Consider the following 25,532-nt stretch of genomic DNA (forward strand, 5'->3'; position numbering starts at 1 on the left):
CATCGCCAAAGTGGCGAGCATGGCGCACAGGTAAGAAAAAATCGCAGATCGTCTAGATCGCATAAGTAAAAAATTCTGAATTCATTAGCTACCGTAAGAAAGCCCAACGTGAAAATTCAGCCGCGCCGTCAGGCGTCGGCTGCAATGCTTGGTTAAGCCTGACATCTCGGTCTCATTTCACGGCCGGTCGGATCAGTTTCAAGCACTGACTCATGTAAACCAGCAATTGGCTCGCCGTAAGGTGCATCCTCTTCGTTGACCCTAAACAGGCTCCACTGAATATGCTCCAGTCCAGGCTCCGGATAAGCAGGGCCATCAAGCAGATATCCAATATTAAACAGTGTTTGAGCTTGCAGGCAGCGACCGATCTCAGCGATGTCTTCGCGAGATACGCCAACGGCCAACATTCTTTTCAAAGCAAGACCTAGACCTGAATATGGTTCGGTTGGTCGAGCGTCGGCTCGTTCTATTTCTTCGTCGATCCAGGCGACTTCTCCTTCTCCTATGATTCGCTCCCAGGCTTGCTTAAGAAAAAGATACCTGGAAAGTTGAGGCTCAGGATCAGATACGAGATACGAAACCCACTGCGCAGGTGAATGTGCACCTAGCGACCGAAACAGCGCGGCGAGCTCTTCTTCAGAATCGGGATATGCCACGGTTTTCTCCTGCATGCTTAACGTGATTGTTCAGCGGGCGCCGAAGGCGATCCGCTGGAATAAGAGGTTAGGCGCCATTGATGCGCACCCATTCGGCCATCGACTCATGTTTCCATTCAAGCAGGTAAAGAACGATATCTTGGTCGTTCTCGTCGACGACGCGCAAATCAACGCCCTTCTCCACGAACCACGAGAACAGGTCCTTATACTCCAACGAGGCTACCTCAAAAATAACAGGCGTTCCGAATTCGTTCTTGGTATTTAGGTCGGCCCCGCGTGACCATAGCCAAGCCACAGCCTCAATGTCGTTTTCAACAGCGAGAAAATGAAGGGCAGTTTCTCCTATCCCATTCGTAAGATGCAACAACGACGGCTGTTCCTTCAACAGGGCCTCCGCCCGCGAAAAGTCCTTCGCGAAAAGTGCATTTCGAAACTGGTACCAAATTTCGGGAGTCGAACTCATCCAAGCCTAACGTTATTGAATTAACCGGTGCGCTTCAGTGCATCCGGTTGAATGAATTGTTCGGCGAGATAGTCCGTCTTCTATGGCTTTTGACCACTTCGAAACTCACTTATCAATGTCCAGGCTGTCATTACAATTGCTATAGCGGCTGAACTCGACACTACAGCCTTTCCGGCAACGATCATGCTAGTGAACGGCATTAGCTGGAGTACGCCATGCTTCAGGAGGCTAACTATCGGTCCGATCCCAAGAACTGCAATCACTGTCACGATCCCAAACACGAAGACGTAAAGCATCCAATTAATCAGGAAACTGAATAGCGCGAGTCGAATCCAAAAGGAAATCCCTCGAATCTCGTGATTAGTCAATTCCAAACTCGAAGATTTACGTAGTCTCATTCTCAGGCCGAACGTGTGCAATAACCGGCGGCTGGAGCGCGAAGCGTGTAAGCCGTCCGGTTGATTAAAAGGTTAGGTCGCCTTACGTGCAAAATAAGCGGTTTTTCGGGCATCGGACGGTATTAAATTTCACTTTGAATTTTTAGCTGGCGGACGCGAAAATTGCCGGCGAATCAGATCATTAGTTCCGGAAAGCTCAGAGATAATAATTGCAAGCGATAGAAGTAATCTATCTGCGTCCCAAAGCTTCTCAGCCTCAACGAGTTTTCCAAATTGATTCAACGAAGACTCCGCCACGTTGAAAAGGTTAATACGCTCAAGGGAACCTTTTGCCTGACCGAGCTCACGTTCGGCGTACTGTATTGCGGCTAACAGTTCGGTTGAGTCTTCCGATTGCTGTGCCGATGAGCAGAGCCCCATCAGATAGTCAAGTGTGCCGAGGAAATCTCGGACTGCCGCATTGCGTACTGCCATAGAGTGGAACTCCTATTGCTGCCTAACGTGAAAGCTCAGCGGCTGGCCGCCGAGAAATTAAAACTTGGACGGCGCAGCGTCCGGCCAGTCCGATGGAGCGCGCAGTTGGCGCGGACACACCGCAGACCAAGCGCACGCAAACTGCTGCCCGCGAAGCAAATGCCGCCAAGGCCGACAACGGACGCGACCAGGAGCGAAGCGACGCCGGAAAACCCGAGTGGCCAGCGCCGGAACGCCACTGCGAGCGAAGCGAGACCGCTGCGCCGGATTCGCCAGCGCAAAAAAAGCCAACCAGCATCATTGCCAGAAAGATACCACAGGCCAAAACATTTCCGGAAGCCACTACGCCTAAATGGCCACCAGCGCGCCGCGCCAAGCCTTGAGCAATTGCCCGCGTTCAGCGGCAAGCCACACGCCAACGTGAGAATTCAGCGGGCGCCGCAGGCGATCCGCTGGAATGAAAGGTTGGGCGTTATCCGATACATACCACCCCAGAATCGCCATAGGCTTGGGCGAGTTTCACAGCAATTGTAATGTTGTCTAGCCTGAGGCGCCAATAGTCCCCTTCTGCAGCAACCGGAAGGGATGTCTTCAGTTTTTCAATTTCAGTCTTCAATAACTCAAGATCAACTCCCTGAACCACCAACTCGGATTGATCCTTCAGCTTTGGCAGGAGTCGAAGTCCAAGTGCCAATGACCTTGCAGAACCATAAAAAGTGCGACGCGCAGTCTCGACTCCAGCCAGATCCGAGTCAAGCGGCAGATCATGTGATTGCCCCGTCGTATCACGGAAACATGCCGAGACGGAAAGTGTCATTACGCCCAACGTTGGAAGTCAGCGGGCGCCGTAGGCGATCCGCTGGAATGAAATGATGGGCACAGCGCCCGAACTGGCCGCGAATTCCCGGCCACCAGCTTGCCCGTGCCAGCGCCCACACGGACACCAGCATACCGGACCAGCCGGCGCTTGCCACAAGACGTCGCACCGCCAGCGACACAAACGCCAGCACTCGCCGCGCTGGCGAAACAGCCTGGGGCCAAAGAGCGGAGCGAAGTGCTCAACGCGTGATTCATTACCAGGATCAAGGCTGGGCCCATCGTGAGAATTCAGCGGGCGCCGTAGGCGATCCGCTGGAATAAAATGATGGGCACAGCGCATGAACTGGCCGCGAAGGACCTGCCGCCAGCTTGCCCGCGCAAGCGCCCACACGAACGCCAGCATACCGGACCAGTTGGCGCTTGCCGCAAGGCGCCGCACCGCCAGCGGCCCAAACGCCAGCACGCGCCGCGCTGGTGAAACAGCCAGCGGCCCGAGAGCGGAGCGAAGTGGTCGACGCGTGATTCATCAACAGGATCAAGGCTGGGCCCATCGTTGGAATTCAGCGGGCGCCGTAGGCGATCCGCTGGAATGAAATGATGGGCACAGCGCCTGAACTGGCCGCGAATGACCGGCCACAAGCTTACCCGCGCAAGCGCCCACACGGACGCCAGCATGCCGGACCAGCCGGCGCTTGCCACAAGACGTCGCACCGCCAGCGACACAAACGCCAGCACTCGCCGCGCTGGCGAAACAGCCTGCGGCCAAAGAGCGGAGCGAAGTGCTCAACGCGTGATTCATTAACAGGATCAAGGCTGGGCCCATCGTGCCAAATTCAGCCGCGCCGCAAGGCGTCGGCTGGAATGATTTGTTAAGCGCAACTTAGCGCTACCGCGAAGACGCGCTCGCCATCGTGGCCCCACCATGGAACTGAAATCGTTCCACCTAGTGCTTTCAGCTGTCGTAGAAGGCCAAACAGAGACCGAATTTGCGGGTATCCCCAAGCAGCCCCCATCCGGTAGTCGAGCGTGAAGCCGGTAGGATCAACGAATACACCTAAATCCGGTATCGAACAACCGCCGTATGCGATTTCACCCAGCACCACATGAAAAGGTTCCGCTTTGCCGGATATCACAAGATCGACATCACCTGCACCACAAAAAGGTTTCTCAGTTTGTGATGTCGTTTGCCAAACCTTTCCGCCACCAGCAGTCACGTCACGAGCTCCGCAAGAAAATAGGAATTCGAATGCGTGCCTCACGCTTAGCGAATCCACGAACGTCACGACGACCTCAGGCAGTGAACCATCATTAGTGTCAAAGTACTTGATCAGTTCCATGTGGCGCTTAACGTTAAGTAGCCGTCAAATTGACGTTTTAACAAATTTTACCACGCCCGTTTCCAACACCTTCAGCAAAGCCCCAAGCCCAATTCCCTGCCGCCCATGAGCATAAAACCTCCCAAGCCAAGAGCAAAAACATCATGCCAGCCAGAGCAACCCAAACTGCTGAAGCAAGTCCGCGCCTTGATTCGCACGATGCACTGCCGCATCCGCACAGAACAGATCGACGTCGATTGGACGCGGCAGGTACCTCCCCGATTTTTTCGATCTTACTAATTCGCGCGATCCGCTAATACCGGCCGCTTTCTGACTCCCTCCCGATCTTTCATCTTGGCGGGAACTTAATCCTGCGACGCCGGTCCAAGTTTTAGTAACCGTTATAGCGAAGCCGCGCGGCTTCATATTGGGTAGCAATCGATAGCGAAATCGGTTTTTGGGGAGGAGACCACCATGTCCTACATTCACCGCAATATTCACATGCCCACGGATTTGCTCATGGCATTCAGCAAGCACACCGGCCTGTTCTGGAGTGGGATTGAAATCGAGGGGGCGATTTGCGATGTGCTTGCCGCTGCGATGCAGCCGCAGCAGGCGCAGGCGCAGGATCGAACGCCGGAGGTCGACGTGGCCAACGGCTACCAATGGAAACAAGTCTTTCTGCCGGAGGGTACCGTACTGCGCGCCAGCTTCGGGCGTCAATCTTACTACGCCGCAGTGGAAGGAGCCGAGATCAAGTATGGCAAATTCAGCCTGTCGCCATCGGCCTTCGCCAACCTGCAAGGCAGTGGCAACCGCAACGCGTGGAAGGCGGTCTGGCTGCGTTTTCCAGGTTTTAAGGACTGGGTGCGCGCCGACGAATGCCGCGCCGTGCGGCGGACCTTGACGGCGCGGCTGTTCGAGCCGGATCAGCCGGCGGAATCAGGCGAACCGGAGGCAAAACCGGCTGTCCCGATCGGGCCGCACCAGCAACGCTACACTGAAAAGGCCCCGATGCAATACGAGGTCATTCCCCTTTTCCAGTTGCTTCGCGACTTCCCCGAAGACGAAACTGCCCCCACCGATCCGGTCCAGGCACGCGATGAACCCGGCCGACAAGCACCTCCTGCGCCGGACGCTTCCCATTCCAGCAAAAATCGCAGCAGGCGTCAGCGCAAGGCCGCAAGAACAGTGCGAAAAAGCGTCGCGGAATGACTCCCGACAATCCGCAATGAGCTTCGTAACGCCGCGTTACTTGGCAGTGCAAATGGCCGGGCGTGCAGGCCGGTGTCGCGGATGCCGGTGGTATTTGCATGCACGGCGGCTTCCGCTAACGCGGAAACCGCCCTACATTATTTACAAGTAAGCAACTAGCGGAGACAATGGCCGTCTTTGCCACGATCACGCGCCCCATTTATGAAATTGCTGCCCGCCGCCACCGCCGCCCTGCTCGCCCTGTCCACCGGCGCGGGTGCCGCGGAAACCCTGACGCAAGATGCTTACGCCCGCGCCCAGGTGATGGTCGACGTGGGCGGACGCCGGTTGAACCTGTTTTGCCTGGGCAGCGGTTCGCCCACTGTGGTGTTCGAAGCGGGCAGCGGCCGCGCGGGCTGGGACTGGTTCCAGGTGCAGCCGGAAGTCGCCAAGCGCACCCGTGCCTGCATCTACGACCGCGCCGGCATGGGCTTTTCCGATCCGATTACCCGCCCTGCCACAGCCGCCAACGCCGCCAAGGACTTGCACTTCCTGCTGAAAAACGGCCGCGTGCCCGGCCCCTATGTCCTGGTCGGCAATTCCTACGGCGCGATGGTGATCCAGCAATTCGCGCTGCGCCCGAAAGCCGACGTGGCCGGCCTGGTGCTGCTCGACGCCCAGCATGAAGATGAACTGACGCGCCTGGACAAGCTGACCAAGGGCGGCATGAGCCAGGGCTTTGCCGGCATCGTCGATATGGACCGCGCCTGCCTGGCCGCGGCGGAAAAAGGTTTTACGCCGGGGTCGGAGTTGGAACAGCAGTGCGTACTGGGTTCCGATGAACCGTTTGCCCCGAAACTGGCGGCGGCCGCCGCCGCCCTGAAACGCAAGCCGTCGTTCTGGCGCGCCAATGTCTCGGAAGCGGAAAACATCTTCACCACCAGCGCGCAGCAATTGCGCACAGCCCGCAAATCCTTTGGTGAGTTGCCGCTGGTCTCGCTGACGCGGGGAGTCAGCCCCTACCTGGTGCCGGGCCAGCCGCCCAGCGAGACCAACAAGGCGATCGAAGCGGAAAACAAGGCCATGCAAGATGAAGTGGCCGCGCTGTCGAAACGGGGCAGCAACCGCGTAGCCGAGGGAGCGGAGCATGCGATCCACCTGTCGAAACCGCAGGCGGTGGTGGAGGCGGTGATGCAGGTGCTGGACATGGTGAAATAAGCAGCCGCGCCGGGATTTGGCAGTTTCACGCACTTCCCGGCCACCCCGCCTAATATAATTTGCTTGACAACCGTAAATAGGTTCCCGTACATTTGAGGCCATGTTTACGCATCTGCACCTATCCACTTTCCTGCTACCGGCATCCAGCGCCCTATCGCTGACGCCGCGTCTACCAGCACGCGCCTGATTTACAGTTCGGTCCCGCGTCCCAGTCGTACCCTGCGCCGGCCATAAGCCGCGCGAAGTCCTCAAACAGGAAAGTTTGCAACGATGTCCACCAAGGCTATTACCACGCCACGCAGCATGTCCGCGCCACGCGCAGTGCTGCTGCTAATGCTACCGACCGGTTGACGGCCCACGAACCCCGTGGCAGGCCGCCAGCCCTTCGCGCCACATCGTTATGCCGACCAGGCTTTCCCCATTCTAGAGACCCAGGAGTACCCCATGATGTTGCAAAACCCAGCAGCGAAATACCGCGCCTTCCCACCCGTCCAATTGGCTGACCGTACCTGGCCGAACGCCGTCATCAGCAAGCCGCCGATCTGGATGAGCACCGACCTGCGCGACGGCAACCAGGCGTTGATCGAGCCGATGAGCCCGGAAAAGAAATTGCGCTTCTTCGATATGCTGGTCAAGATCGGCCTGAAGGAAATCGAAGTCGGCTTCCCTTCCGCTTCGCAAACCGATTTTGATTTTGTGCGCAAGCTGATTGAGGAAAACCGTATTCCGGACGACGTCACCATCATCGTGTTGACGCAATCGCGCGACGAATTGATCCGCCGTACCGTGGAAGCGGCGGCCGGCGCGAAGCGCGCGATCGTCCACTTGTATAACTCGGTGGCGCCGGTGTTCCGCAAGGTCGTGTTCAACATGTCCCGCGAAGAAATCGTCAACATCGCCACCACCGGCACCCAACTGGTGAAAGACCTGGTGGCGCAGCATCCGCAAACCCAGTGGGGCTTTGAATATTCGCCGGAATCGTTCTCCACCACGGAACTGGACTTTTCCAAGCAGATTTGCGACGCCGTGTCCGCCGTGTGGCAGCCGACGCCGGAAAACAAGATGATCTTCAACTTGCCATCGACCGTGGAATGCAGCACGCCGAACGTGTATGCGGACCAGATCGAATGGATGAGCCGCAACCTCGAGCGCCGCGACGCGCTGATCATTTCCGTCCACCCGCACAATGACCGCGGCACCGCCGTGGCATCCGCCGAACTGGCCGTGATGGCTGGCGCGGACCGCGTCGAAGGCTGCCTGTTCGGCAATGGCGAACGTACCGGCAACGTCGACCTGGTGACCCTCGCGCTGAATTTGTACACCCAAGGTGTGCACCCGGGCCTGGACTTTTCCGACATTGATTCGGTGCGCAAGCTGGTGGAGGAATGCAACCAGTTGCCGGTCCACCCGCGCCACCCGTACGTCGGCGACCTGGTCTTCACCGCGTTTTCCGGTTCGCACCAGGACGCGATCAAGAAAGGCTTCGCCAAGCAGCAGCCGGACGCGCATTGGGAAATCCCGTACTTGCCGATCGACCCGCAAGACCTGGGCCGCAGCTATGACGCGGTGATCCGCGTCAACAGCCAGTCGGGCAAAGGCGGCATGGCGTACTTGCTGGAACAGGATTACGGCCTGGTATTGCCGCGCCGCCTGCAAATTGAATTCTCGCGCGCGGTGCAGGCCGTCACCGACCAGACCGGCCTGGAAATCACGGCCGAAGGCATTTACAAGGTGTTTGAAGACGAATACCTGGCGCAGACTTCGCCGTACGCGTACAACGCCCATAAGCTGGTGGAAGACACCAGCAGCGATGAAACCGTGCAGATCGATATCGCCCTGACCCACCGTGGCGCCTCGATGGCCTTGCAGGGTGGCGGCAATGGTCCGATCGATGCGTTTGTCGATGCACTGGGCCTGGACATCAAATTGATGGATTACCACGAGCATTCGATCGGTTCCGGCGCCAATGCGAAAGCCGCGTGCTACGTGGAACTGCGCCTGGACAATGGCCCGACCCTGTTTGGCGCGGGCATCGACAGCAACATCGTGACGGCGTCGTTCAAGGCGGTGCTGAGCGCGGTGAACCGCCAGTTGAAGTCGCTGGAATCGGTGTCGGCAAGTAACGCAACCGCTACCGCATAATCTGTACGAAAGCATAAAGGCCGCCCTGCGCGAAGGCGCAGCGCGGCTTTTTTTACATCACGCGCGCCGCTTGGCAAACGCCATCGCACCCAGCGCCCACAGCGTGGACAACACACTGCGCCACGCATTCATGTTAGGCAGCGGCCGCTTGCCATCGCCGATGCGCGCCAGTTGGTGCTCATACCAGGTGATCGCCAGGAACGTCATGTGGTCCACCAGCTTGCTGCCGGTGGTCGGCATGGCCATGTCGATGCGGTAGCCGGGATCGTTGATCAGGTGCGACGCCATCGCCGGTTCCACCGCCAGCGGGCGCGCCAGGCCGATGACATCGGTGGCGCCACCGGCCAGCGCGGCTTCCACGCCGGCCGAAGAACGGAAGCCGCCCGTCACCATCAGCGGCGTCGCGACCAATTTGCGCACTTTTTCCGCATAGGCCAGGAAATAGGCTTCGCGCTGCTGTGTCGAGGCCTTGCCGGACGGCTGCGATGCAGCCCCCACCATGGCCGGGTTTTCATAGGTGCCGCCTGAAATTTCCACCATGTCGATGCCCTCGCGCCCCAGCGCCTGCGCCACTTCCATGGATTCGTCTTCGCTGAAACCGCCCTTCTGGAAATCGGCGGAATTGAGCTTGACCCCGATCGGGAACGCCGCGCCGACCAGGGCGCGGGTGGCGCGGTAGATTTCCACCACAAAGCGCAGCCGGTTTTCCAGCGAGCCGCCCCAGCGGTCGGTGCGCTGGTTATGCAGCGGCGACAGGAACTGGCTGACCAGGTAGCCGTGTGCGGCGTGGATTTGCACGCCCGTAAAACCCGCTTCCTTGGCCAGCAATGCGCTGCGGGCAAATTTGCTGATGAGGACCGTGATTTCCGCTTCATTCAGGGCACGCGGCGTGTTGAACGTCTGTTCCAGGCCGCCGCCCAGTGCAATCGCGGACGGCGCCACCGGTTCCTTGGTGAGGAATTTCGGCGTTTGCTTGCCTGGATGGTTCAGTTGCGCCCAGAAATGCGTGCCATGGGAACGGCCGGCTTCAGTCCAGCGGCGGAATGCCGCCAGGTCGCTGCGGTCGTCCAGCACGACATTCTTCGCTTCGCCCAGGTGTTCGCGGTCAATCATGATATTGCCGCTGATGAGCAAACCGATGTCGTTTTCCGCCCACACACGGTACAGGCGCTCCAGCCTGGCAGTCGGGTCTTGCCGGCCATCGGCCAGTTGTTCACTCATGGCGGCCTTGGCCAGGCGGTTTTTCAGTACAGCGCCATTGGCCAGGGTGAACGGCGCGCCGGCGCGGGCGGATACGGTGTGGTTCATGTCGATTCCCGAAAAAGTTGGCATTCGTTGCAATGTTCTGAAATTATGACAAACGTCATAATCGGAATTATAGACACGTTTATGCCAAATGTCATAATATTCGTCTCATGACTTCAGGAACCCGAGACAAAATGGTGGCCGGCGCGGTGGAATTGCTGAGCCGGCGCGGCATGCATGGCACCAGCCTGCGCGAAGTGGTGCGCCATACGGGCACGCCGCGCGGCTCGATCGGCTATCACTTCCCGGGCGGCAAAGCGCAACTGATCGGCGCCGCCGTGCAACTGGCGCAGCAAGACATCAGCGCCATCCTGGACCAGCTGCTGCGCGCCCATGGCGCCGTGGAGGGCGTGCGCGCCGCCTTCCGGCTGCGCGGCGCTGCGCTGCAGGACACCTGCTTTGAGGCGGGCTGCCCGGTGCTGGTGGTGGCGGTGGAACGGTATACCGACGATGCAAAAGAGGCGCCGGACGCCGGCACCCAGCAGCAATTGCTGGACGCGGCGCACCAGGCCTTTGTGGACTGGCAGGGCATCATTGCGGCGGAACTGGCGCGCGCCGGCGTGGACGCGGCGCGTGCGCAGCGGCTGGCGACGCTGGTGCTGTCGGCGATGGAAGGCGCGGTGGCGCTGTGCCGCGCGGCATTGAACTTGCAGGCGCTGGACGATGTGGGCGAGGAAGTCGCGTTGTTATTGCAGGCGGCGATCAACGACGCCCGGCACTCAAACGCGTAGAACACTGGTTGGCTCAGCGCGCCAACCGGATCCCCATCAGTTGCCACCGTGCGTGCGCCGGAAAGAAATTCCGGTAGCTGGCGCGCGCGTGCCCATCCGGCGTCGCCGACGATGAACCGCGCAACACGTACTGGTTCACCATGAACTTGCCGTTGTACTCCCCGATCGCGCCGGCGGCCGGCTTAAAACCCGGATACGGCGCGTAGCTGCTGGAAGTCCACTGCCAGCACGCGCCAAACATCTGTCGCAATCCGGGCAACGCCGCCGCCAGCTCCCATTCCGCCTCGGTCGGCAGGCGTGCGCCGCACCAGTGCGCATACGCGTCGGCTTCATACAGGGAAATGTGCGTGACCGGCGCGTGCGGATCCAGTGCCTGGCGGCCGTGCAAGGTGAAGTCACTCCACTGCCCGTCATCACCGCGCCGCCAGTACAAGGGATGCGCCCAGCCTTCCGCACGCACCCGATCCCACCCTTCCGCCAGCCACAGCGATGGATCGGCATAGCCGCCCGCTTCGATAAACGCCAGGTATTCGCCATTGGTCACCAGCCGTGACGCCAGCTCATACGGCGCGAGATAGGCGCGGTGGCGCGGCAATTCATTGTCGAAGCAAAAGCCGTCGCCGGCATGGCCGAACTCGGCAACGCCGCCATTGAAGGCCAGCCATTCCAGCGGACCGGCAACCGGCGCCGGCGCGGCGGCGCCGCCCGCATAGGCCGGCTGCAGCGGATTTTGCGCCAGCAAATGCTTCATGTCCGTGACGATCAATTCCTGGTGCTGCTGTTCATGCTGCAAGCCCAGTGCCACCAGGCTTGCCAGCGCCGCGTCGGCGCGCTCGATCAGGCCCGCCATGCGCGCGTCCACGTCATGACGGTAGGCGCGCACTTCCGCCATCGAAGGCCGCGTCAGCAAGCCGCGTTGCGGACGCGGATGCTTGTCCCCGACGCCGTTGTAATAGGAATTGAACAGCACGCGGAAGGCCGGGTGAAAGGGCTGGAAGCCGGCTTCGCAGCGCTCCAGGATGAAGGTTTCAAAAAACCACGTGGTGTGCGCCAGGTGCCATTTGACGGGACTCGCGTCCGGCATCGACTGCGCGCAGCAATCCTCATCCGACAACGGTTGCGCCAGCGCCGCGGTGTGGCGCCGCACCGCCCGGTATTGCTCGAGCAAGGTCATGCCAGCCCCATCGCGCGCGCATGCACGACCGCGAACCAGCCCGCCTCGTCGGTCCAGGTACGGGTCGCGGCAAACCCCGCTTCGCGCAATAGTTCGACAAAGGTGCGCGGCGTGTATTTATAGCTGTCTTCCGTGTGGATCCGTTCGCCCCGGGCAAAGTGCCGCTCGCCGTCCGGCCAGGTCGCTTCCAGCGCTTCGCGCGCTTCCAGGTGCATTTCAATGCGCCCTTCTTCCGCATTGAAGAAAGCGCGGTGCTGCCACTGCGCCACGTCGAAATCCGAGCCGATCAGGTAATTCACATGCCGCAGCATGTTCAGATTGAAGGCCGCCGTGACGCCGATCGCATCATCGTAGGCCGCGTCGAGCGTGGCACTGTCCTTGACGAGGTCGACGCCGATCAGCAGGCTGCACTCCCCCGCGCTGCTGGCGCGCAGGCGGCGCAGGAAGGCAACCGCTTCATGCGGCGCGAAATTGCCGATCGAGGAACCGGGATAAAAGAACACGCGGCCAGCCTGGCGCACCGTGTCCGGCAAGGCAAAGGCGCGCGAAAAATCCAGCGCCAGCGCCGTCATGTCGATCGCGGGAAAACGTTGCCGCAGCCGCAGCACGGCGTCGTTGAGGAAGTCACGCGAAATGTCGATCGGCACATATTGCGCCGGGCGCAGCAGCGGGAACAGGCTGGCCGCCTTGGCGCAATTGCCAGCCCCCAGGTCGATCAAGGTACAACCGGCGCCGACGGCACGGGCGATATCGGCGCCATGGCGTTCAAAGATCGCCGCTTCGGTGCGGGTCGGGTAATATTCGGGCAATTCACAGATGGCTTCAAACAGGCGCGACCCCAGGCTGTCATAAAGGTACTTGGGCGAGATCGCGGCGCGCTGGGCCAGCAGCCCCGCACTGATTTCTGCAATGGTGGCGCCGCTGCCATGGGGAATGCCAACGGGACGGCTGGAAACATCAGGCGGAATCACGCGGATCGCCGCGGTACGGGACATATGCATAGTGTGCTCTTTGTGACGTTGATGGGCGCCACCGGCGGGCCGCTGCCGATGCATGGTTTTGATATCATAGCCGAATATAAAAATGACGTAGCCGTATATGCAACATTCGTGCGGCCACCCCCTCCCCTAGAAAAACAAGGATCCCCCGATGAAAATTTCCGCCCTGCGCACGGTCCAGTCGCTGTTTGCCGCTTCCCTGCTGTTGGCCGCCGCCCACGCGCCGGCCCAGCAAGTCTTGCGGGTCTCCGCGATCCCGGATGAAAAGCCGACGGAGTTGCAGCGCAAGTTCAAGCCGCTGGGCGAATACCTGGAAAAGAAACTGGCGATGAAGGTGGAATTCACGCCGGTCACGGATTACGCGGCGTCGGTGGAAGGCCTGGTGGCCGGCAAGCTGGACATGGTATGGTTCGGCGGCTTCACGTTCGTGCAGGCCAAGGAGCGCAGCAAGGGCCAGGTGGTGCCGCTGGTGCAGCGCGCCGAGGATGAAAAATTCCGCTCGGTGTTCATCACCACGCACAAGGACATCAACCAGCTCTCCGACTTGAAGGGGCGCACGCTGTCGTTCGGTTCGGAAAGCTCGACGTCCGGCCACCTGATGCCGCGCTCGTTCCTGCTGGCCGCGAAAATCAATCCGGACACCGACCTCAAACGCATCGCGTTTTCCGGCGCCCATGACGCCACCATAGCCGCGGTGGCCGGCGGCAAGGTCGATGCGGGCGCCCTGAATATCTCGGTCTGGGAAAAGCAGGTCGAAGAGAAAAAAGTCGATCCCGCCACCGTGCGCGTGTTTTACACCACGCCGGGCTACTACGATTACAACTGGACCGTGCGCGCCGACATGCCGGCCGCGCTGAAGAAAAAAATCGCCGATGCGTTCCTGGCGCTCGATGCGAAGAACCCGCAAGACAAGGAAATCCTGGACTTGCAGCGCGCCTCGAAATTCCTGCCAACCAAAGCGGAAAACTATGGCGCCATCGAAGCGGCGGCCATCAATGCGGGGCTGCTGAAGAAGTAAATGCCGAACCCCTTGTATGCATTGCGCGGCCTGACGGTGCGGCACGCCGCCGCCGGCCGCGCGCCGGCGCTGGAGAACATCGACCTGCATATCGCGGCAGGTGAGCAGGTGGCCGTGATCGGCCCGTCCGGCGCCGGCAAAACCACGTTGCTGGCGACACTGGCGTGTAATCACCGGCCCGGCGCCGGCGCGTTCAGCGCCTTTGGCGCCGACCCGTGGGCGCTGGACAACCGTGCCCGCCACCAGCTGCGTGCGCGCCTGTTCCTCGCGCCGCAAACGCCGCCCTTGCCGGCGCGCCAGCGCGTGGTGACCGCCGTGCTGGCGGCGCGGCTGCCGCAATGGAGCCTGTGGCGCGCGGCCGCGTCGCTGTTCAAACCGGCCGATCCGGAAGCGGCGTTCCGCGCACTGGCCCGCTTCAACCTGGGCGACAAGCTGTATAGCCGCGTCGACCGCCTGTCCGGCGGCGAACGGCAGCGCTGCGCGCTGGCGCGCATGCTGCTGTCCGATGCGCAAGTGCTGCTGGTGGACGAACCGCTGTCGGCGCTGGACCCCGCGCTGTCGCAACTGACCCTGGCCACCTTGCAGCAGGAAGCGGCCAGCCGCCAGGCGGCGCTGGTGTGCAGCCTGCACCAGGTCGACCTGGCGCTGGCGCACTTCCCCCGCATTGTCGCGCTCAAGCAGGGGCGCATCGTCTTCGACCTGCCGCGCGAGGCCGTCACCGACGCCATGATCGCGGAGCTGTACCTGGGTGAAATGCCGCCCGCGAATTCTCCGCATGCGTCCGAAGCGCCCACTCCCCTGGCGGGCGGCGCGTGCCTGTAACCGCATGAAGTTGCTGAACATCCCCGCCGTCGCTTACAGCGACCGCCATCCCGACCCCGCCACGCGCGGACGCATACTGGCCATCGCGCTGCTCGCTCTCATGCTGTGGCCGATGCTGGTGGCCAGCGAATTCCAGCCGTGGATCTTGTTCGATGCGCAAAGCCTGGGCGCGGCCTGGCAATTCCTGGCGACGTTTTTCCCGCCGGCGCACGATGCCGAATTCCTCGCCATGGTGGCGCGCGAAACGTGGAAGACGGTGGCGATTGCCACGGCCGGCCTGTCGCTGGCGCTGCTGGGCGCGATTCCCGCCACCTTGCTGGTGACAGAACGCCTGTCGCTGTCGCGCATCGGTACCGGCCGCATGGCGCCGCTGTCGTATGCGATCCGCCAGGCGGTGCGCTGGCTGCTGGTGCTGTTGCGCTCCGTACCGGAACTGGTGTGGGCGCTGCTGCTGGTGCGGGTGGTGGGACTGGGCCCGACCGCCGGCGTACTGGCCATTGCCCTGACCTATTGCGGCATGCTGGGCAAGGTCTACGCGGAAATCCTGGAATCGTCGGAAACCCATGCCGCCGATACCCTGCTGGCCAATGGCGCGGGACGGCTCACCGCCCTGCTGTATGGCGCGCTGCCGGATGCGGCGTCGGAACTGGTGTCGTATACCGTGTACCGCTGGGAATGCGCGATCCGCGGGTCCGTCATCATGGGCTTTGTCGGCGCGGGCGGGCTGGGACAGCGCATGGAGGAATCCATGAAAATGCTGGCCGGCGGCGAAGTCAGCACCATGCTGCTGGTGTTCGTGGGCCTGGTGGCGGCGGCCGACCAGGTCTCGAAGTGGCTGCGCCGGAGGCTGGCATGAGCATGATGCCCCCCGCCCCGCCCCGCAGCTGGACCGGCTGGCTGATGGCGCTGCTGCTGGCGGCGCTGGTGGCGGCCAGCTTTATCAGCCTGGAATTGAAGTGGGCGGAATTTGCCACGCCGGGCGCGCTGGCATCGATGGCGGAATTCCTGGGCGGCTTCACGCCGCCAGAGCTCGCTACGCCGTTCCTGCTGAAAACCGCCAACGGCGCGCTGGAAACGCTGGCCATGTCGGCGGTCGGCACCCTGCTGGCGGTGGCGGCCGGCTTGCTGCTGGCGATCCCCGGCGCGGGACGGCTGGGGCTGCCGCTGCGCGCCGTGGTGCGCGTGCTGCTCAATGTGCTACGCTCGATTCCGGAACTGGTGTGGGCGTCGATCTTGCTGATTGCCGCCGGGCTGGGTCCGTTTGCCGGCACCCTGGCGCTGGCGGCGCACACCGCCGGCGTGCTGGGCCGCCTGTTTGCCGATGCGCTGGAAAACGCGCCGCTGCATGCGGAACACAGCCTGCGCACCAATGGCGCGCCGGCGCTGGCGGCGTTCCTGTATGCGACCTTGCCGCAAACGTTGCCGCAGATGCTGTCGTACACACTGTACCGCTGGGAAAACAATATCCGCGCGGCCGCCGTGCTGGGCGTGGTGGGCGCCGGCGGGCTGGGACAAATGCTGAAATACCATTTGTCGCTGTTCCAGATGCCGCCGGCGGCCACCGTGATCATCGCCATGCTGGCGCTGGTGGCGCTGGTCGATGCCGCCAGTTTTGCCACCCGGCGCTGGCTCACCAACTGAGGATACGAATGCTTGTTCTGAACAACCTGTCCAAGACCTACACACCGGGCCACCCGGTGCTGGCCAATTTGAACTGGGAATTCAAGGCGGGCGAATTTGTCGCCATCATGGGCGAATCCGGGGTCGGCAAGTCCACCCTGCTCAACCTGATCGCCGGCCTGGACCAGCCGGACGCCACCAGCGTCCCGCCGATCATGCTCGATGGCGCCGCCATGTCGGCACTGGACGACGATGCCGCCACGCGGCTGCGGCGCCAGAAAATGGGCTTTATTTTTCAGGCGTTCCACGTGCTGCCGCACCTGACCTTGCACCAGAACGTGGCCCTGCCACTGCTGTTGAACGGCATGAGCCGGCACCGCGCCAATGAAATGCTGGACGCCGTGGGCTTGCGCGGACGGGCCGACGATTATCCGCACCAGTTGTCGGGCGGCCAGTTGCAGCGGGTGGCGATTGCCCGCGCGCTGGTGCACCGCCCCGGCCTGGTACTGGCCGACGAGCCGACCGGCAACCTCGATCCGGAGACCGCGCACAGCATATTGATGTTGTTACGCAACGAAATTAAAGCCAGTGGCGCCTGCACGATCATGGTCACGCACTCGCATGCCGCGGCGGAAATGGCGGACCGCACTCTGATACTGACGAGGTCGGGACTACAAGTTGCAAAAACCGTCAATCCTATTGCACAAGAAAAATAATAATTTTTTTGTTAAAACGTTCCATTTATTTTCTGTTGCAGTATCATACATACAACTTGCTTGGTTATTAATAGCAGAGTCGATTCGCCATGTTGTTGAAAACGCCATCATGGCGGTATGACACAAGCCAGGGACGCCGACCTATCCACGTTATTGACTACAAGGAGGAAAAAATGAGCGTGCGGCAAAAGAAACTGGAATTGATCGAGGCCATGAATCGAGCCAGGGCCATGGAACCGTCCAGTTTTGTACCCAACAAGTTGCTCGATACGCTGATAGAAAAGTTGAACCTGAAAAATGACGCGGAGCTGTGCCGCGTCCTGGAAGTTCAGCCTCCCATCATCAGTAAAATCCGGCACCGGAAACTCGCTGTCGGCGCGACCATCCTGCTGCGCATGCATGAAAAATCGGATATCAGTATCCGTGAATTGAAAGACCTGTCTTCCGCATCGATGCACTGATACGCGCCAGCGACAAGCAGCGCCGGCAAACCCGGCGCCAGCAACAGCCCAAACCCCGCTGTTCGACTTTCTCCTTCGCCCCGATCCCTGCCGAACCGCCTTCAACCCCGCACTTCGCGGCTTGAAGGCGCATGTCCGTCGTATTCGTCGAATCAACCAAACACCGGCGTTACCAGTTGCGGCGCAATGATCTTGTCCCAGGCCAGCGCGCAGGCCCCGGTCGCCCCCGGCAAACAAAAGACCAGCGTTTTATTCGCATAGCCCGCCAGTGCGCGCTGGTTGACCAGCGACGTGCCGACTTCCGCAAAAAACAGGTTATGCAGCAAACTGCCGAAGCCGCGCACTTCCTGTTCCAGCAAGCCGGTGGCCACCTCGAACATGGTATTGCGGCGCGCGAACCCGGCGCCGCCAGCCGCCAGCACCACCTGGATGCCGGGATCGGCCAGGCATTCCGCCAGCACGCGGCGCATGCTGGCGGCATCATCGGCCAGGCAGTCGCGGCGCACCACTTCATGGCCGGCCGTCCTGGCGCGCGCAGCCAGCAAATCCCCTGCGCCATCGCGCACCGTGTGGCTTGCCGCCACGCTGAGGACTGCGCAGCGCAGCCTCAGTGCTTCCATCATGCCCACAAAGCCTCCCTGTGATTCAACAACGGGTGCCGGGCCTTCAGGCCGGGCATCCTCAAATTAAGATGCCACGCCGTAATGCCTGGCGTAGCGTGCATCCAGGTTCGCCAGCGGCATCAGCAGGAACAGGTCGGCGCTTTCGAAATCAGGATCCCAGGCCGGCTCGCCGCAAATCCACGCGCCGGAACGCATGTACCCCTTCAGCAGCGCGGGCACTTGCGCATGTTGTGCCGGGTCCAGTTTGGTGTACGGGAAAGGCAGGTGCGGCGTGACGCGGTATTCCGAAGGCGCCAGGTGACGGTTGACCAGCTGGTGATACACCGCCACCGCATTGTGGCCGCCGTCGGCCAGGCTGATACTGGCGCAGCCGGCCAGGAAGTCGCACCGTTCACGGCGCATGTATTCCGCCAGGCCGGACCACAGCAGCATGATCACGCTGCCGCCCCGGTAGTCAGGGTGGATGCAGGCGCGCCCCGCTTCCACGATGCGGGAGCGGATCACGTTCAGGCGCGACAAGTCGAATTCGCCTTCCGAATACATACGGCCCAGCTTGTGGGCGCGCGCGGCGCTCAGCAGGCGGTATGTGCCCACCACTTCCAGGGAGTTGCTGTCACGAACGATCAAGTGATCGCAGTGTTCGTCGAATTCGTCGCAATCGAGGCCGTCTTCGCGCTTCAGCGCGCTCAGGCCCATGGTCTCAATGAACACCTTGTAGCGCAGGCGCTGCACTTCGCGCAATTCCTCGGGCGTGCTGGCCATGCTGAGGGCCAGCTTGCCCTGGGTGGTGCGCAGGTCGGCCTGTGCGTGTAACAGTTGCGGTTGCTGTTGCATGCTTGTTCCTTGTTGGTTGAGACAAGGCAAGCGTAGCGACGGATTGCTTCAGGAAAATGACAAACCAGTGTCATTTTGATTACATAACAACACTGGCCGGATGCATCAACCTTTCTTCGGACGGCCCGTTTTCAGTTGCGGCAACGATGCCAGCACGGCTTTCAGGGCGGCCATGTCCAGCTTGCTGATCAGCGACACGCCGACGCGCAGCAATTCGCTTTTCTTGATTTCAAAGCCGGCTTTCAGCGCGGCTTTCTTCACGGCGCTCAGTTGCGCGTATTCATCTTCCGGCATCGTGAAGCTGTCGCGCACCAGTTTTTCCTTGGCGGCCTTGGCTGGCGCATCGGCAGATTTCGCCGCCGCTTTCGGCGCCGGCTTCACGGCTGGCTTTGCGGTTGGCTTTGCGGCTGCTTTGGCGGTTTTCGCTGGTTTGGCGTCTTTTGCCGGTTTGGCTGCCTTGACCGGCTTGGCGGCCTTGGCTTCGACCTTGGTATCGGCCTTGGCGGCTGGCTTGGCCGCTGGCGCGGCGGCTTTGACGGCTTTGACGGCTTTCGCGGCCGGCGCCGCCGGCGCTGCTTTGACGGCGGTTTTGGCCGGGGCTTTTGCCGGTGCTTTGGCTGGTGCTTTAGCTGGGGCCTTTGCCGCCACCTTCACCGCATTCGCCGCATTCGCTACTTTGGCCGGCTTGGCTTCCGCCGCCTTGACGGGTTTAACCGCGCCCACGGCTTTGGCGGCTTTGGCAGCCTTGACTGGCTCCGCTTTCACTTCGACAGCTTTCACGGCCTTGGCAGGCTTGGCGGAAGCGCGCGATGCAGGCTTGGCGGCCTTGGCCGGCGCCTCGGCCACCGTGGCGGCTGGCACCTTGGTGGTGTCGTCGGCGGCGGAAGCGGTTGCCGGGGCCGTGGCCTCGCTGGTGGCTGGTTTGTTCATGCTGGACTCCTGGAATGATTGAATAATATAAACAGTATATACTATTCACTACCAAAACGCTCAATCCAGTCCGCAATCCTTGTCGGCATCCCCATATTCCAAGGCAATCTTCGCGAACTCCCCTTCAATTTCCAGGAACGCATCGAGAATGTCCGGATCGAAATGCTTGCCCCGTCCATCCCTCATGACGGCCACCGCATCGGCATGGGTGAAGGGCGGCTTGTACACGCGTTTGGAAATCAGGGCATCGTAGACATCGGCCACGGCCATCAGGCGCGCCGACAGCGGGATCGCCTCGCCCTTCAACTGGTCCGGATAACCGGAACCATCCCATTTTTCCTGGTGCGAGTGGGCAATTTCCCGCGCATACGTCAGGAAGCCATTGCTGCCGCCCACGTATTGCTCGACCTGGCGGATGGTGTCGCGGCCGAATTCCGCGTGCCGTTTCATGATTTCAAATTCTTCCGAATCGAGCTTGCCCGGCTTCAGCAAGATATGATCGGGAATGCCAACCTTGCCAATGTCGTGCAGCGGCGCGGATTTGTACAGCAGCTTGATATTGTCATCCGTGAGTTCGGCGGCAAAACGCGGATGCGACTGCAAATGCCTGGCCAGGGCGGCGATGTAATTTTGCGTGCGGCGGATATGGTTGCCGGTCTCGCAGTCGCGTGTTTCCGCCATGGTCGCCATCGCCATGATGGTGGCGTCCTGCATCAGCGACAGTTGCCCGGTGCGCTCCTGCACCAGCGTTTCCAGGTTGCGGTTTTCCGTCTTGAGCTGCGTGCGCGCATTTTTCAGCGACAAATGCGTGGCCACGCGGGCAAATAAAATCGGTGGGCTGATCGGCTTGGTCAGGTAATCGACGGCGCCCAGGCGCAAGCCCATCGCCTCATCTTCCGGCTGGCTTTTCGCGGTCAGGAAAATCACCGGCACATCGGCCGTCAGCGGATTCTCCTTCAGGCGGCGGCAGGTTTCATAGCCATCCATGTCCGGCATCATCACATCCAGCAGCACCAGGTCAACGCCGCCGCCCGCAACAATCTGCAGCGCGGTGGCGCCGTTGGTGGCCACCTTGGTATTGTATTTTTCCTTGAGCAGGCTCGAGAGCAAGGTGATGTTGTCCGGCGTATCGTCCACGATCAGGATCGTTTGGCGGGGGCCGTGGTTGTTGTTTCGCATAATCATAGTGGCTCTGCCTCTTTGCTGACGGCGGCCAGCAATCGGCTGGCCGCTTCAAATTCATAATTGTTCATGTGGGCCGCCAGCCGCTCGATGTCGGCGGCGGGCAACAGCGTGGCCAATGGCTGGCGCACGCTGTCAAAGTAATCGGTGCTGTCGCCGGAATATTCGGCCAGCAAGACGCGCAACTGCGCCAGCGCTTCGGCCGGGGCCACGTCCAGCATATTGGCGTCCGCCACCGGCGGCGCATGGTCAAAATGGCGATCCAACGCCGCCAGCACCGTGGCCAGGGCGCTGCGCAGCCCCGCCAGCGGGGCAAACAACGGCGCCGCCGGCCCCGGCGCGGATGGCGCCTGCACGTGCAGCGGCGCCAGCGCGTCCTGTTCCGCGCCGCAGGCCGGCTCACCGGGCGCTTCGCCGCCAAGGCAGTCCAGCGGCATGCCGTCGCGCACCTGCCGCTGCATGCGGTCCAGCGCCAGTTCCACCACTTGCGCCGCCTGTTCCACGGCTGTCGCGCCCACACCGCCGGCCACGCCACGCAAGGTGTGGGCGCAGCGCCCGGCCAGCACCAGGTCACCCTGCGCCAGCGCCGCGTCGATCTCGTCCGCCGCACTGCGCTGCATCAGGCGGAAGCGGTCCAGCAGCTGCACATACAGTTGCGTATTGCCCGCCACGTGGCGCAAGCCCCGCTCGCTGTCGATGCCGTCGATCCGCACGTCGGCATCGCCATATGACACCGTGCGCAACACCGCCGTGCGCGGCATTTCCCGGCCCGGCTGAGGCAGTGTCGCATGCACCAGCCAGCGCGACAACATGGCATACAGGCGCTCGGGCTCGATCGGCTTGGTCAGGTAATCCTGCATGCCTTCGGCCAGGCAGCGTTCGCGGATATCGGACAGGACGTGCGCCGTCATGGCGATCACCGGCAGCGCATCGAATTCACTGTCGAGGCGCAGCTGGCGCGTCGCCTCGTGGCCATCCATTTCCGGCATTTCCAGGTCCATCAGCACCAGGCTGTAGGCATCCGGTCCCGCCTGGCGCAAGCGTTCCAGCGCCAGCTGGCCGTTTTCCGCCACATCGACGCAAATCCCCAGGGTCGCCATCAATTCCGAGGCGATTTCCTGATTGACGGAATTATCTTCCACCAGCAGCACGCGCGCAGCGAAGCGCTGGCCCGGCATGGCTTCATCGGCAATGCGCAGGCTCCCCGCGCTGGAACGCTGCGGCGCCACCAGCGCCACCAGGGTATCGACCAGCGCCGACTGGCCGATCGGCTTGAACAGGAAGCCGGTGATGCCGGCCGTCTCCGCGCCGCGCTGCACTTCTTCGCGCCCGAACGCGGTCACCAGCACGATCGCCGGGCGCACCGCCAGGGCGCCATCGTCCTTGACTTTACTGGCCAGCGCGATGCCATCCATGCCCGGCATTTGCCAGTCCGTCAGCACAATCCGGTACGGGTCGCCCGCCGCGTCGGCTTGCGTGATGGCGGCCAGCGCCTGCGCGCCGCTGCTGGCGGTATCGACCCGCACCGGCAGCGGTTGCAGCGATTCGGTCAGGATATCAAGCGCCATCGGGCTGTCATCGACCAGCAGCAGGCGGGCGCCGTTCAGCGCTTCCGGCATCACCGGCGCATGTTCCGGCAAGCCGGACAAGGCGAACTCCAGGTCGAATTGGAAGGTGGAACCGTGTTCCGGCCGGCTGTCCACGCGGATCAGGCCACCCATCAATTGCACCAGCCGCTGGGAAATCGACAAGCCCAGCCCGGTGCCGCCATATTGGCGCGTGGTCGAGCCATTCGCCTGGGAAAAAGCGCGGAAGAGGCGCGCCACCTGGTCTTCCGTCATGCCGATGCCGGTATCGCGCACGGAAAAACGCAGCATGACCTTGCCGGGCTGATTGCCGGGGTTGCGGTCCGGCAGGCGCGTACATGCCAGCTCCAGCTCGCCGTTCGGCGTGAATTTGACAGCGTTGTTGACCAGGTTGATCAGCACCTGCCCCAGCCGCAAAGGATCGCCCACCAGGTGGCGTGGAATCGACGGCGGCACGTGGAACAGGTATTCCAGCTGCTTGTCAGCCGCGCGCTGGCTGGTCACGCTGGCGACATTGGCCAGCACGTCGTCGAGGAAGAATGGCACCTGCTCCAGGTCGAGACGGCCGGCTTCGATTTTCGAAAAGTCCAGGATGTCATTGATGATGCCCAGCAGCGACAGCGCCGCGCGGTGGATCTTGCTGACGTAATCGTGCTGCTTCGGGTTCAGGCCGGTGCGCAGGGCCAGGTACGCCATGCCGATGATCGCGCTCATCGGCGTGCGGATTTCATGACTCATATTGGCCAGGAACTCCGACTTGGCAATATTGGCCGCTTCCGCCATCACATTGGCTTGCACCAGTTTTTGTTCGCGCTCGCGCCGTTCGCTGATATCGCGGATGAAGCCGCAAAACTCGTACGCTTCCTGGTCATCGAGCCGGATGCGGGTAATCGCCAGGTCGATCGGGAATTCGCGGCCATCCTTGTGCAACGCGTGCAATTCCACCCTGCGGTCCAGCACCGCGCCCTTGCCTGTGCTGATATAGCGCTGCATGCCCTTGCGGTGGTCCAGCCGGTAGCGTGGCGGGATGATGGTGCTGTCCAGCGGCATGCCGAGCGCTTCTTCGCGGCGCCAGCCGAAAATGGTTTCAGCCTGGCTGTTCCAGCCGACGATGCGGCCTTGCATGTCCATCCGCACCACGGCGTCCAGCGCGGTATCGACGATGGCTTGCAGTTTTTTCTGGCTTTCACGCGCCACCTGCGCCACTTGCGTGACTTCCGCCGTGCGCTCGGCGATCTTGCGTTCCAGGTCGCTGTTCAATTCGCGCAATTCGAATTCCACCTGGCGCAGGCGCGTCAGGGTGTCGCGGAAGCTGTAGACGGCATCGGACAGTTTGCCAACCTGGTCGGAACGCCCCTTGCCGGACAGTTCGATATCGACTTCGCCCCAGGTCAGTTTTTCCAGCGCGTCCTGGATATCGGCAAACGGCCGGATGACTTTGCGCCCCACCAGGAAAATCGACACCACAATGGCCAGCGCCAGCAGCAAGATCGCCGTCACCGTGTGGCTGATCTGGCGCCGCAGCAGCGTGTCCACTTCATGGCGGGAAAACGCCAGGTCCAGGGTGCCGACCGGGTACGTCTTGCGGCCATCCTGGTAGCGGATGTCGCGCCGCACCCGGACCGTGGCGGCCGGGTCGATGTTTTCCACCGCGTAGCTGGCCAGTTCTTCGCCGGACGGCGATTGCACGCGCAGCATCATGACTTCGCTCGAGGCCTGCATCGCATCGACCGCGCTCGACACCGCCGCGTTATTGATGTCGAACAGCGGCCGCGCCAGCGCCTGCGCCAGCACCGTGGCCAGGCGGTCGGCCCGCTCCTTGAGCTGGTGTTCCGCTTCCGCGCGCAGGGTGCGCGCCGCGTAGGTGGTGTAAATCGCGGTCGACAGCGCCACCGCCACGAAGATGCCGACGGCCAGGCGCAGCAGGATGTCTTCGCGCCATGCCTGCAGCAATCCCCGACGCGGCGGCGCGGCCATCAGCGGCCCGCCTCGTCTTGGGCGGCGCGCTCGAGCTTTTTATAGGCCGGGCTGTTGCGCGCCTGCTCCATCGCGGCCCAGATGCGCTGCGCCAGCTCCGGGCGCCGGGCCACCATGCCATGCGACAGGATCAGGAAATACGGTTTTTCAATCAGCGGCAACGGCAGCATTTCCAGCTGCGCGCCAAGCGCGCCGTGCATCACGTTGCTGGCGTCGGAACCGCCCAATGCGGCCGCGCCCAGGCGGCCCGCAATCAGCTTGCGCGCCAGTTCGTCGGCGCGCTGGCTGCCCTCATCGGTTTCCACCTCCAGCTTTTTCAAGACGTCGCCGACCGAATAGCCAAGCTGGAACCCCACCGGGCCCTCGACATGGCGCAGGGCTTTGCCATCCCATTCGACTTTGCTGCCCTTGCGCTTCAACAGCACATAACTGTCGACGTGCATGCGCTTGCTGTTGTCGATCGCGCCGCCGCCCGGGAACACGCCCAGCTCGCGCCGGTCCGGCTTGTAGCTGACGGCAAAGGCGCCGTCATAGGCGTTGGCCTGCAATTGCTGCAGGCAGCGCTTCCATGGCACGCTCTGGAAATCAAACTGGATATTGAGGCGCTGGCCGACCAGCTTGAGCAACTCGAAATTCAAGCCGCCGCCCTGCTGGGTGCGCCAGGGTTTGACATCCTGGCGCTCGAAACACAGGGTCACGGTTTCCTGCGCCGCGGCACTGCCTGGCAGCATCCATGCCGCCATCGCCAGCGCTGCGGAGGCAGCACACTTACAGGCGCGAAAGCAGGTCATGATGGAATGATCTCCAGTGTCTTACAAGTTTCCTATTGTAATCAAATTTGCAAGAAATTGTTTGACAGTGGAAATTTTTTAACA

Annotated in this window: 25 protein-coding genes; 11 read left to right on the top strand and 14 right to left on the bottom strand. The window is 61.8% G+C overall.

The genetic code is table 11. From position 1 onward, the window contains the following. Positions 1 to 152: 152 nt before the first annotated feature. The 4 genes from AC1RRC_RS16070 to AC1RRC_RS16085 form a co-directional block, all read right to left on the bottom strand. Positions 153 to 656 carry a hypothetical protein gene (locus AC1RRC_RS16070; protein WP_493056520.1) on the bottom strand — a complete coding sequence of 168 codons (504 nt, stop codon included), beginning with the start codon at positions 654 to 656 and terminating at the stop codon, positions 153 to 155. A 67-nt stretch (positions 657 to 723) separates the two neighbouring features. Beyond that, the gene (locus AC1RRC_RS16075) at positions 724 to 1,119 is read right to left on the bottom strand and encodes an ankyrin repeat domain-containing protein (RefSeq protein WP_493056521.1); all 396 of its coding nucleotides are present in this window, start codon (positions 1,117 to 1,119) and stop codon (positions 724 to 726) included. 527 nt (positions 1,120 to 1,646) lie between these two features. Continuing rightward, complete coding sequence (locus tag AC1RRC_RS16080) at positions 1,647 to 1,991, bottom strand: hypothetical protein (protein WP_493056522.1); 345 nt, start codon at positions 1,989 to 1,991, stop codon at positions 1,647 to 1,649. A gap of 472 nt (positions 1,992 to 2,463) precedes the next feature. Further along, on the bottom strand, positions 2,464 to 2,808 hold the full coding sequence (locus AC1RRC_RS16085) for a hypothetical protein (RefSeq protein WP_493056523.1): 345 nt from the start codon (positions 2,806 to 2,808) through the stop codon (positions 2,464 to 2,466). A gap of 324 nt (positions 2,809 to 3,132) precedes the next feature. On the opposite strand from AC1RRC_RS16085, the gene AC1RRC_RS16090 reads away from it, so the two are divergent. Beyond that, on the top strand, positions 3,133 to 3,288 hold the full coding sequence (locus AC1RRC_RS16090; RefSeq protein WP_493056524.1) for a hypothetical protein: 156 nt from the start codon (positions 3,133 to 3,135) through the stop codon (positions 3,286 to 3,288). A gap of 391 nt (positions 3,289 to 3,679) precedes the next feature. Here the strand turns inward: AC1RRC_RS16090 and AC1RRC_RS16095 are convergent, their stop codons facing one another. Then, a complete protein-coding gene (locus AC1RRC_RS16095; protein WP_493056525.1) occupies positions 3,680 to 4,147 on the bottom strand; it encodes a hypothetical protein in 468 nt (155 codons plus the stop codon). A 453-nt stretch (positions 4,148 to 4,600) separates the two neighbouring features. Between AC1RRC_RS16095 and AC1RRC_RS16100 the strand changes: the two genes are divergently transcribed. From AC1RRC_RS16100 to leuA, 3 genes are all read left to right on the top strand, one after another. Further along, positions 4,601 to 5,341 carry a hypothetical protein gene (locus tag AC1RRC_RS16100; RefSeq protein WP_493056526.1) on the top strand — a complete coding sequence of 247 codons (741 nt, stop codon included), beginning with the start codon at positions 4,601 to 4,603 and terminating at the stop codon, positions 5,339 to 5,341. Between the two features lie 201 nt (positions 5,342 to 5,542). Then, positions 5,543 to 6,538, top strand: a complete 996-nt coding sequence (locus AC1RRC_RS16105; protein ID WP_493056527.1) for an alpha/beta fold hydrolase — start codon at positions 5,543 to 5,545, stop codon at positions 6,536 to 6,538. Positions 6,539 to 6,982: 444 nt separating this feature from the next. Continuing rightward, a complete protein-coding gene (leuA, locus tag AC1RRC_RS16110; RefSeq protein ID WP_493056528.1) occupies positions 6,983 to 8,680 on the top strand; it encodes a 2-isopropylmalate synthase in 1,698 nt (565 codons plus the stop codon). A 57-nt stretch (positions 8,681 to 8,737) separates the two neighbouring features. On the opposite strand, the gene AC1RRC_RS16115 is transcribed toward leuA, so the two are convergent. Continuing rightward, on the bottom strand, positions 8,738 to 9,988 hold the full coding sequence (locus AC1RRC_RS16115) for an NADH:flavin oxidoreductase/NADH oxidase family protein (RefSeq protein ID WP_493056529.1): 1,251 nt from the start codon (positions 9,986 to 9,988) through the stop codon (positions 8,738 to 8,740). 107 nt (positions 9,989 to 10,095) lie between these two features. On the opposite strand from AC1RRC_RS16115, the gene AC1RRC_RS16120 reads away from it, so the two are divergent. Then, the gene (locus AC1RRC_RS16120; protein ID WP_493056530.1) at positions 10,096 to 10,716 is read left to right on the top strand and encodes a TetR/AcrR family transcriptional regulator; all 621 of its coding nucleotides are present in this window, start codon (positions 10,096 to 10,098) and stop codon (positions 10,714 to 10,716) included. Positions 10,717 to 10,729: 13 nt separating this feature from the next. On the opposite strand, the gene egtB is transcribed toward AC1RRC_RS16120, so the two are convergent. Both egtB and egtD read right to left on the bottom strand, forming a co-directional pair. Continuing rightward, complete coding sequence (gene egtB, locus AC1RRC_RS16125; RefSeq protein WP_493056531.1) at positions 10,730 to 11,890, bottom strand: ergothioneine biosynthesis protein EgtB; 1,161 nt, start codon at positions 11,888 to 11,890, stop codon at positions 10,730 to 10,732. Next, the gene (gene egtD, locus AC1RRC_RS16130) at positions 11,887 to 12,891 is read right to left on the bottom strand and encodes an L-histidine N(alpha)-methyltransferase (RefSeq protein ID WP_493056532.1); all 1,005 of its coding nucleotides are present in this window, start codon (positions 12,889 to 12,891) and stop codon (positions 11,887 to 11,889) included. Before egtD ends, egtB begins: the two co-directional genes overlap by 4 nt. 148 nt (positions 12,892 to 13,039) lie before the next feature. Between egtD and AC1RRC_RS16135 the strand changes: the two genes are divergently transcribed. From AC1RRC_RS16135 to AC1RRC_RS16160, 6 genes are all read left to right on the top strand, one after another. Next, positions 13,040 to 13,906 (top strand): putative selenate ABC transporter substrate-binding protein, encoded by an 867-nt coding sequence (locus tag AC1RRC_RS16135; protein ID WP_493056533.1) that lies wholly within the window; start codon positions 13,040 to 13,042, stop codon positions 13,904 to 13,906. Further along, positions 13,907 to 14,728: a phosphonate ABC transporter ATP-binding protein gene (locus AC1RRC_RS16140; protein WP_493056534.1), complete on the top strand. Its 822-nt coding sequence runs from the start codon at positions 13,907 to 13,909 to the stop codon at positions 14,726 to 14,728. A gap of 4 nt (positions 14,729 to 14,732) precedes the next feature. Beyond that, entirely contained in the window at positions 14,733 to 15,584 is an 852-nt protein-coding gene (locus AC1RRC_RS16145) for a PhnE/PtxC family ABC transporter permease (RefSeq protein ID WP_493056535.1), read from the top strand. Beyond that, on the top strand, positions 15,581 to 16,369 hold the full coding sequence (phnE, locus tag AC1RRC_RS16150) for a phosphonate ABC transporter, permease protein PhnE (RefSeq protein WP_493056536.1): 789 nt from the start codon (positions 15,581 to 15,583) through the stop codon (positions 16,367 to 16,369). The genes AC1RRC_RS16145 and phnE overlap by 4 nt, the downstream gene beginning before the upstream one ends. 8 nt (positions 16,370 to 16,377) lie before the next feature. Further along, a complete protein-coding gene (locus AC1RRC_RS16155; RefSeq protein ID WP_493056537.1) occupies positions 16,378 to 17,064 on the top strand; it encodes an ABC transporter ATP-binding protein in 687 nt (228 codons plus the stop codon). Positions 17,065 to 17,237: 173 nt separating this feature from the next. Beyond that, positions 17,238 to 17,525, top strand: a complete 288-nt coding sequence (locus tag AC1RRC_RS16160) for a hypothetical protein (protein ID WP_493056921.1) — start codon at positions 17,238 to 17,240, stop codon at positions 17,523 to 17,525. A 152-nt stretch (positions 17,526 to 17,677) separates the two neighbouring features. Here the strand turns inward: AC1RRC_RS16160 and AC1RRC_RS16165 are convergent, their stop codons facing one another. The 6 genes from AC1RRC_RS16165 to AC1RRC_RS16190 form a co-directional block, all read right to left on the bottom strand. Further along, positions 17,678 to 18,148 (bottom strand): molybdopterin-binding protein, encoded by a 471-nt coding sequence (locus AC1RRC_RS16165; protein WP_493056538.1) that lies wholly within the window; start codon positions 18,146 to 18,148, stop codon positions 17,678 to 17,680. A 63-nt stretch (positions 18,149 to 18,211) separates the two neighbouring features. Then, on the bottom strand, positions 18,212 to 18,982 hold the full coding sequence (locus AC1RRC_RS16170) for a GNAT family N-acetyltransferase (protein WP_493056539.1): 771 nt from the start codon (positions 18,980 to 18,982) through the stop codon (positions 18,212 to 18,214). A gap of 105 nt (positions 18,983 to 19,087) precedes the next feature. Beyond that, positions 19,088 to 19,912 (bottom strand): hypothetical protein, encoded by an 825-nt coding sequence (locus AC1RRC_RS16175; protein ID WP_493056540.1) that lies wholly within the window; start codon positions 19,910 to 19,912, stop codon positions 19,088 to 19,090. A gap of 60 nt (positions 19,913 to 19,972) precedes the next feature. Then, entirely contained in the window at positions 19,973 to 21,097 is a 1,125-nt protein-coding gene (locus AC1RRC_RS16180) for a response regulator (RefSeq protein WP_493056541.1), read from the bottom strand. Continuing rightward, positions 21,094 to 24,657 (bottom strand): response regulator, encoded by a 3,564-nt coding sequence (locus AC1RRC_RS16185; RefSeq protein ID WP_493056542.1) that lies wholly within the window; start codon positions 24,655 to 24,657, stop codon positions 21,094 to 21,096. Before AC1RRC_RS16185 ends, AC1RRC_RS16180 begins: the two co-directional genes overlap by 4 nt. Beyond that, positions 24,657 to 25,448, bottom strand: a complete 792-nt coding sequence (locus AC1RRC_RS16190; protein ID WP_493056543.1) for a substrate-binding periplasmic protein — start codon at positions 25,446 to 25,448, stop codon at positions 24,657 to 24,659. The genes AC1RRC_RS16185 and AC1RRC_RS16190 overlap by 1 nt, the downstream gene beginning before the upstream one ends. Positions 25,449 to 25,532 lie beyond the last annotated feature (84 nt).

This window comes from Pseudoduganella sp. GW821-FHT12E03, assembly GCF_058807115.1.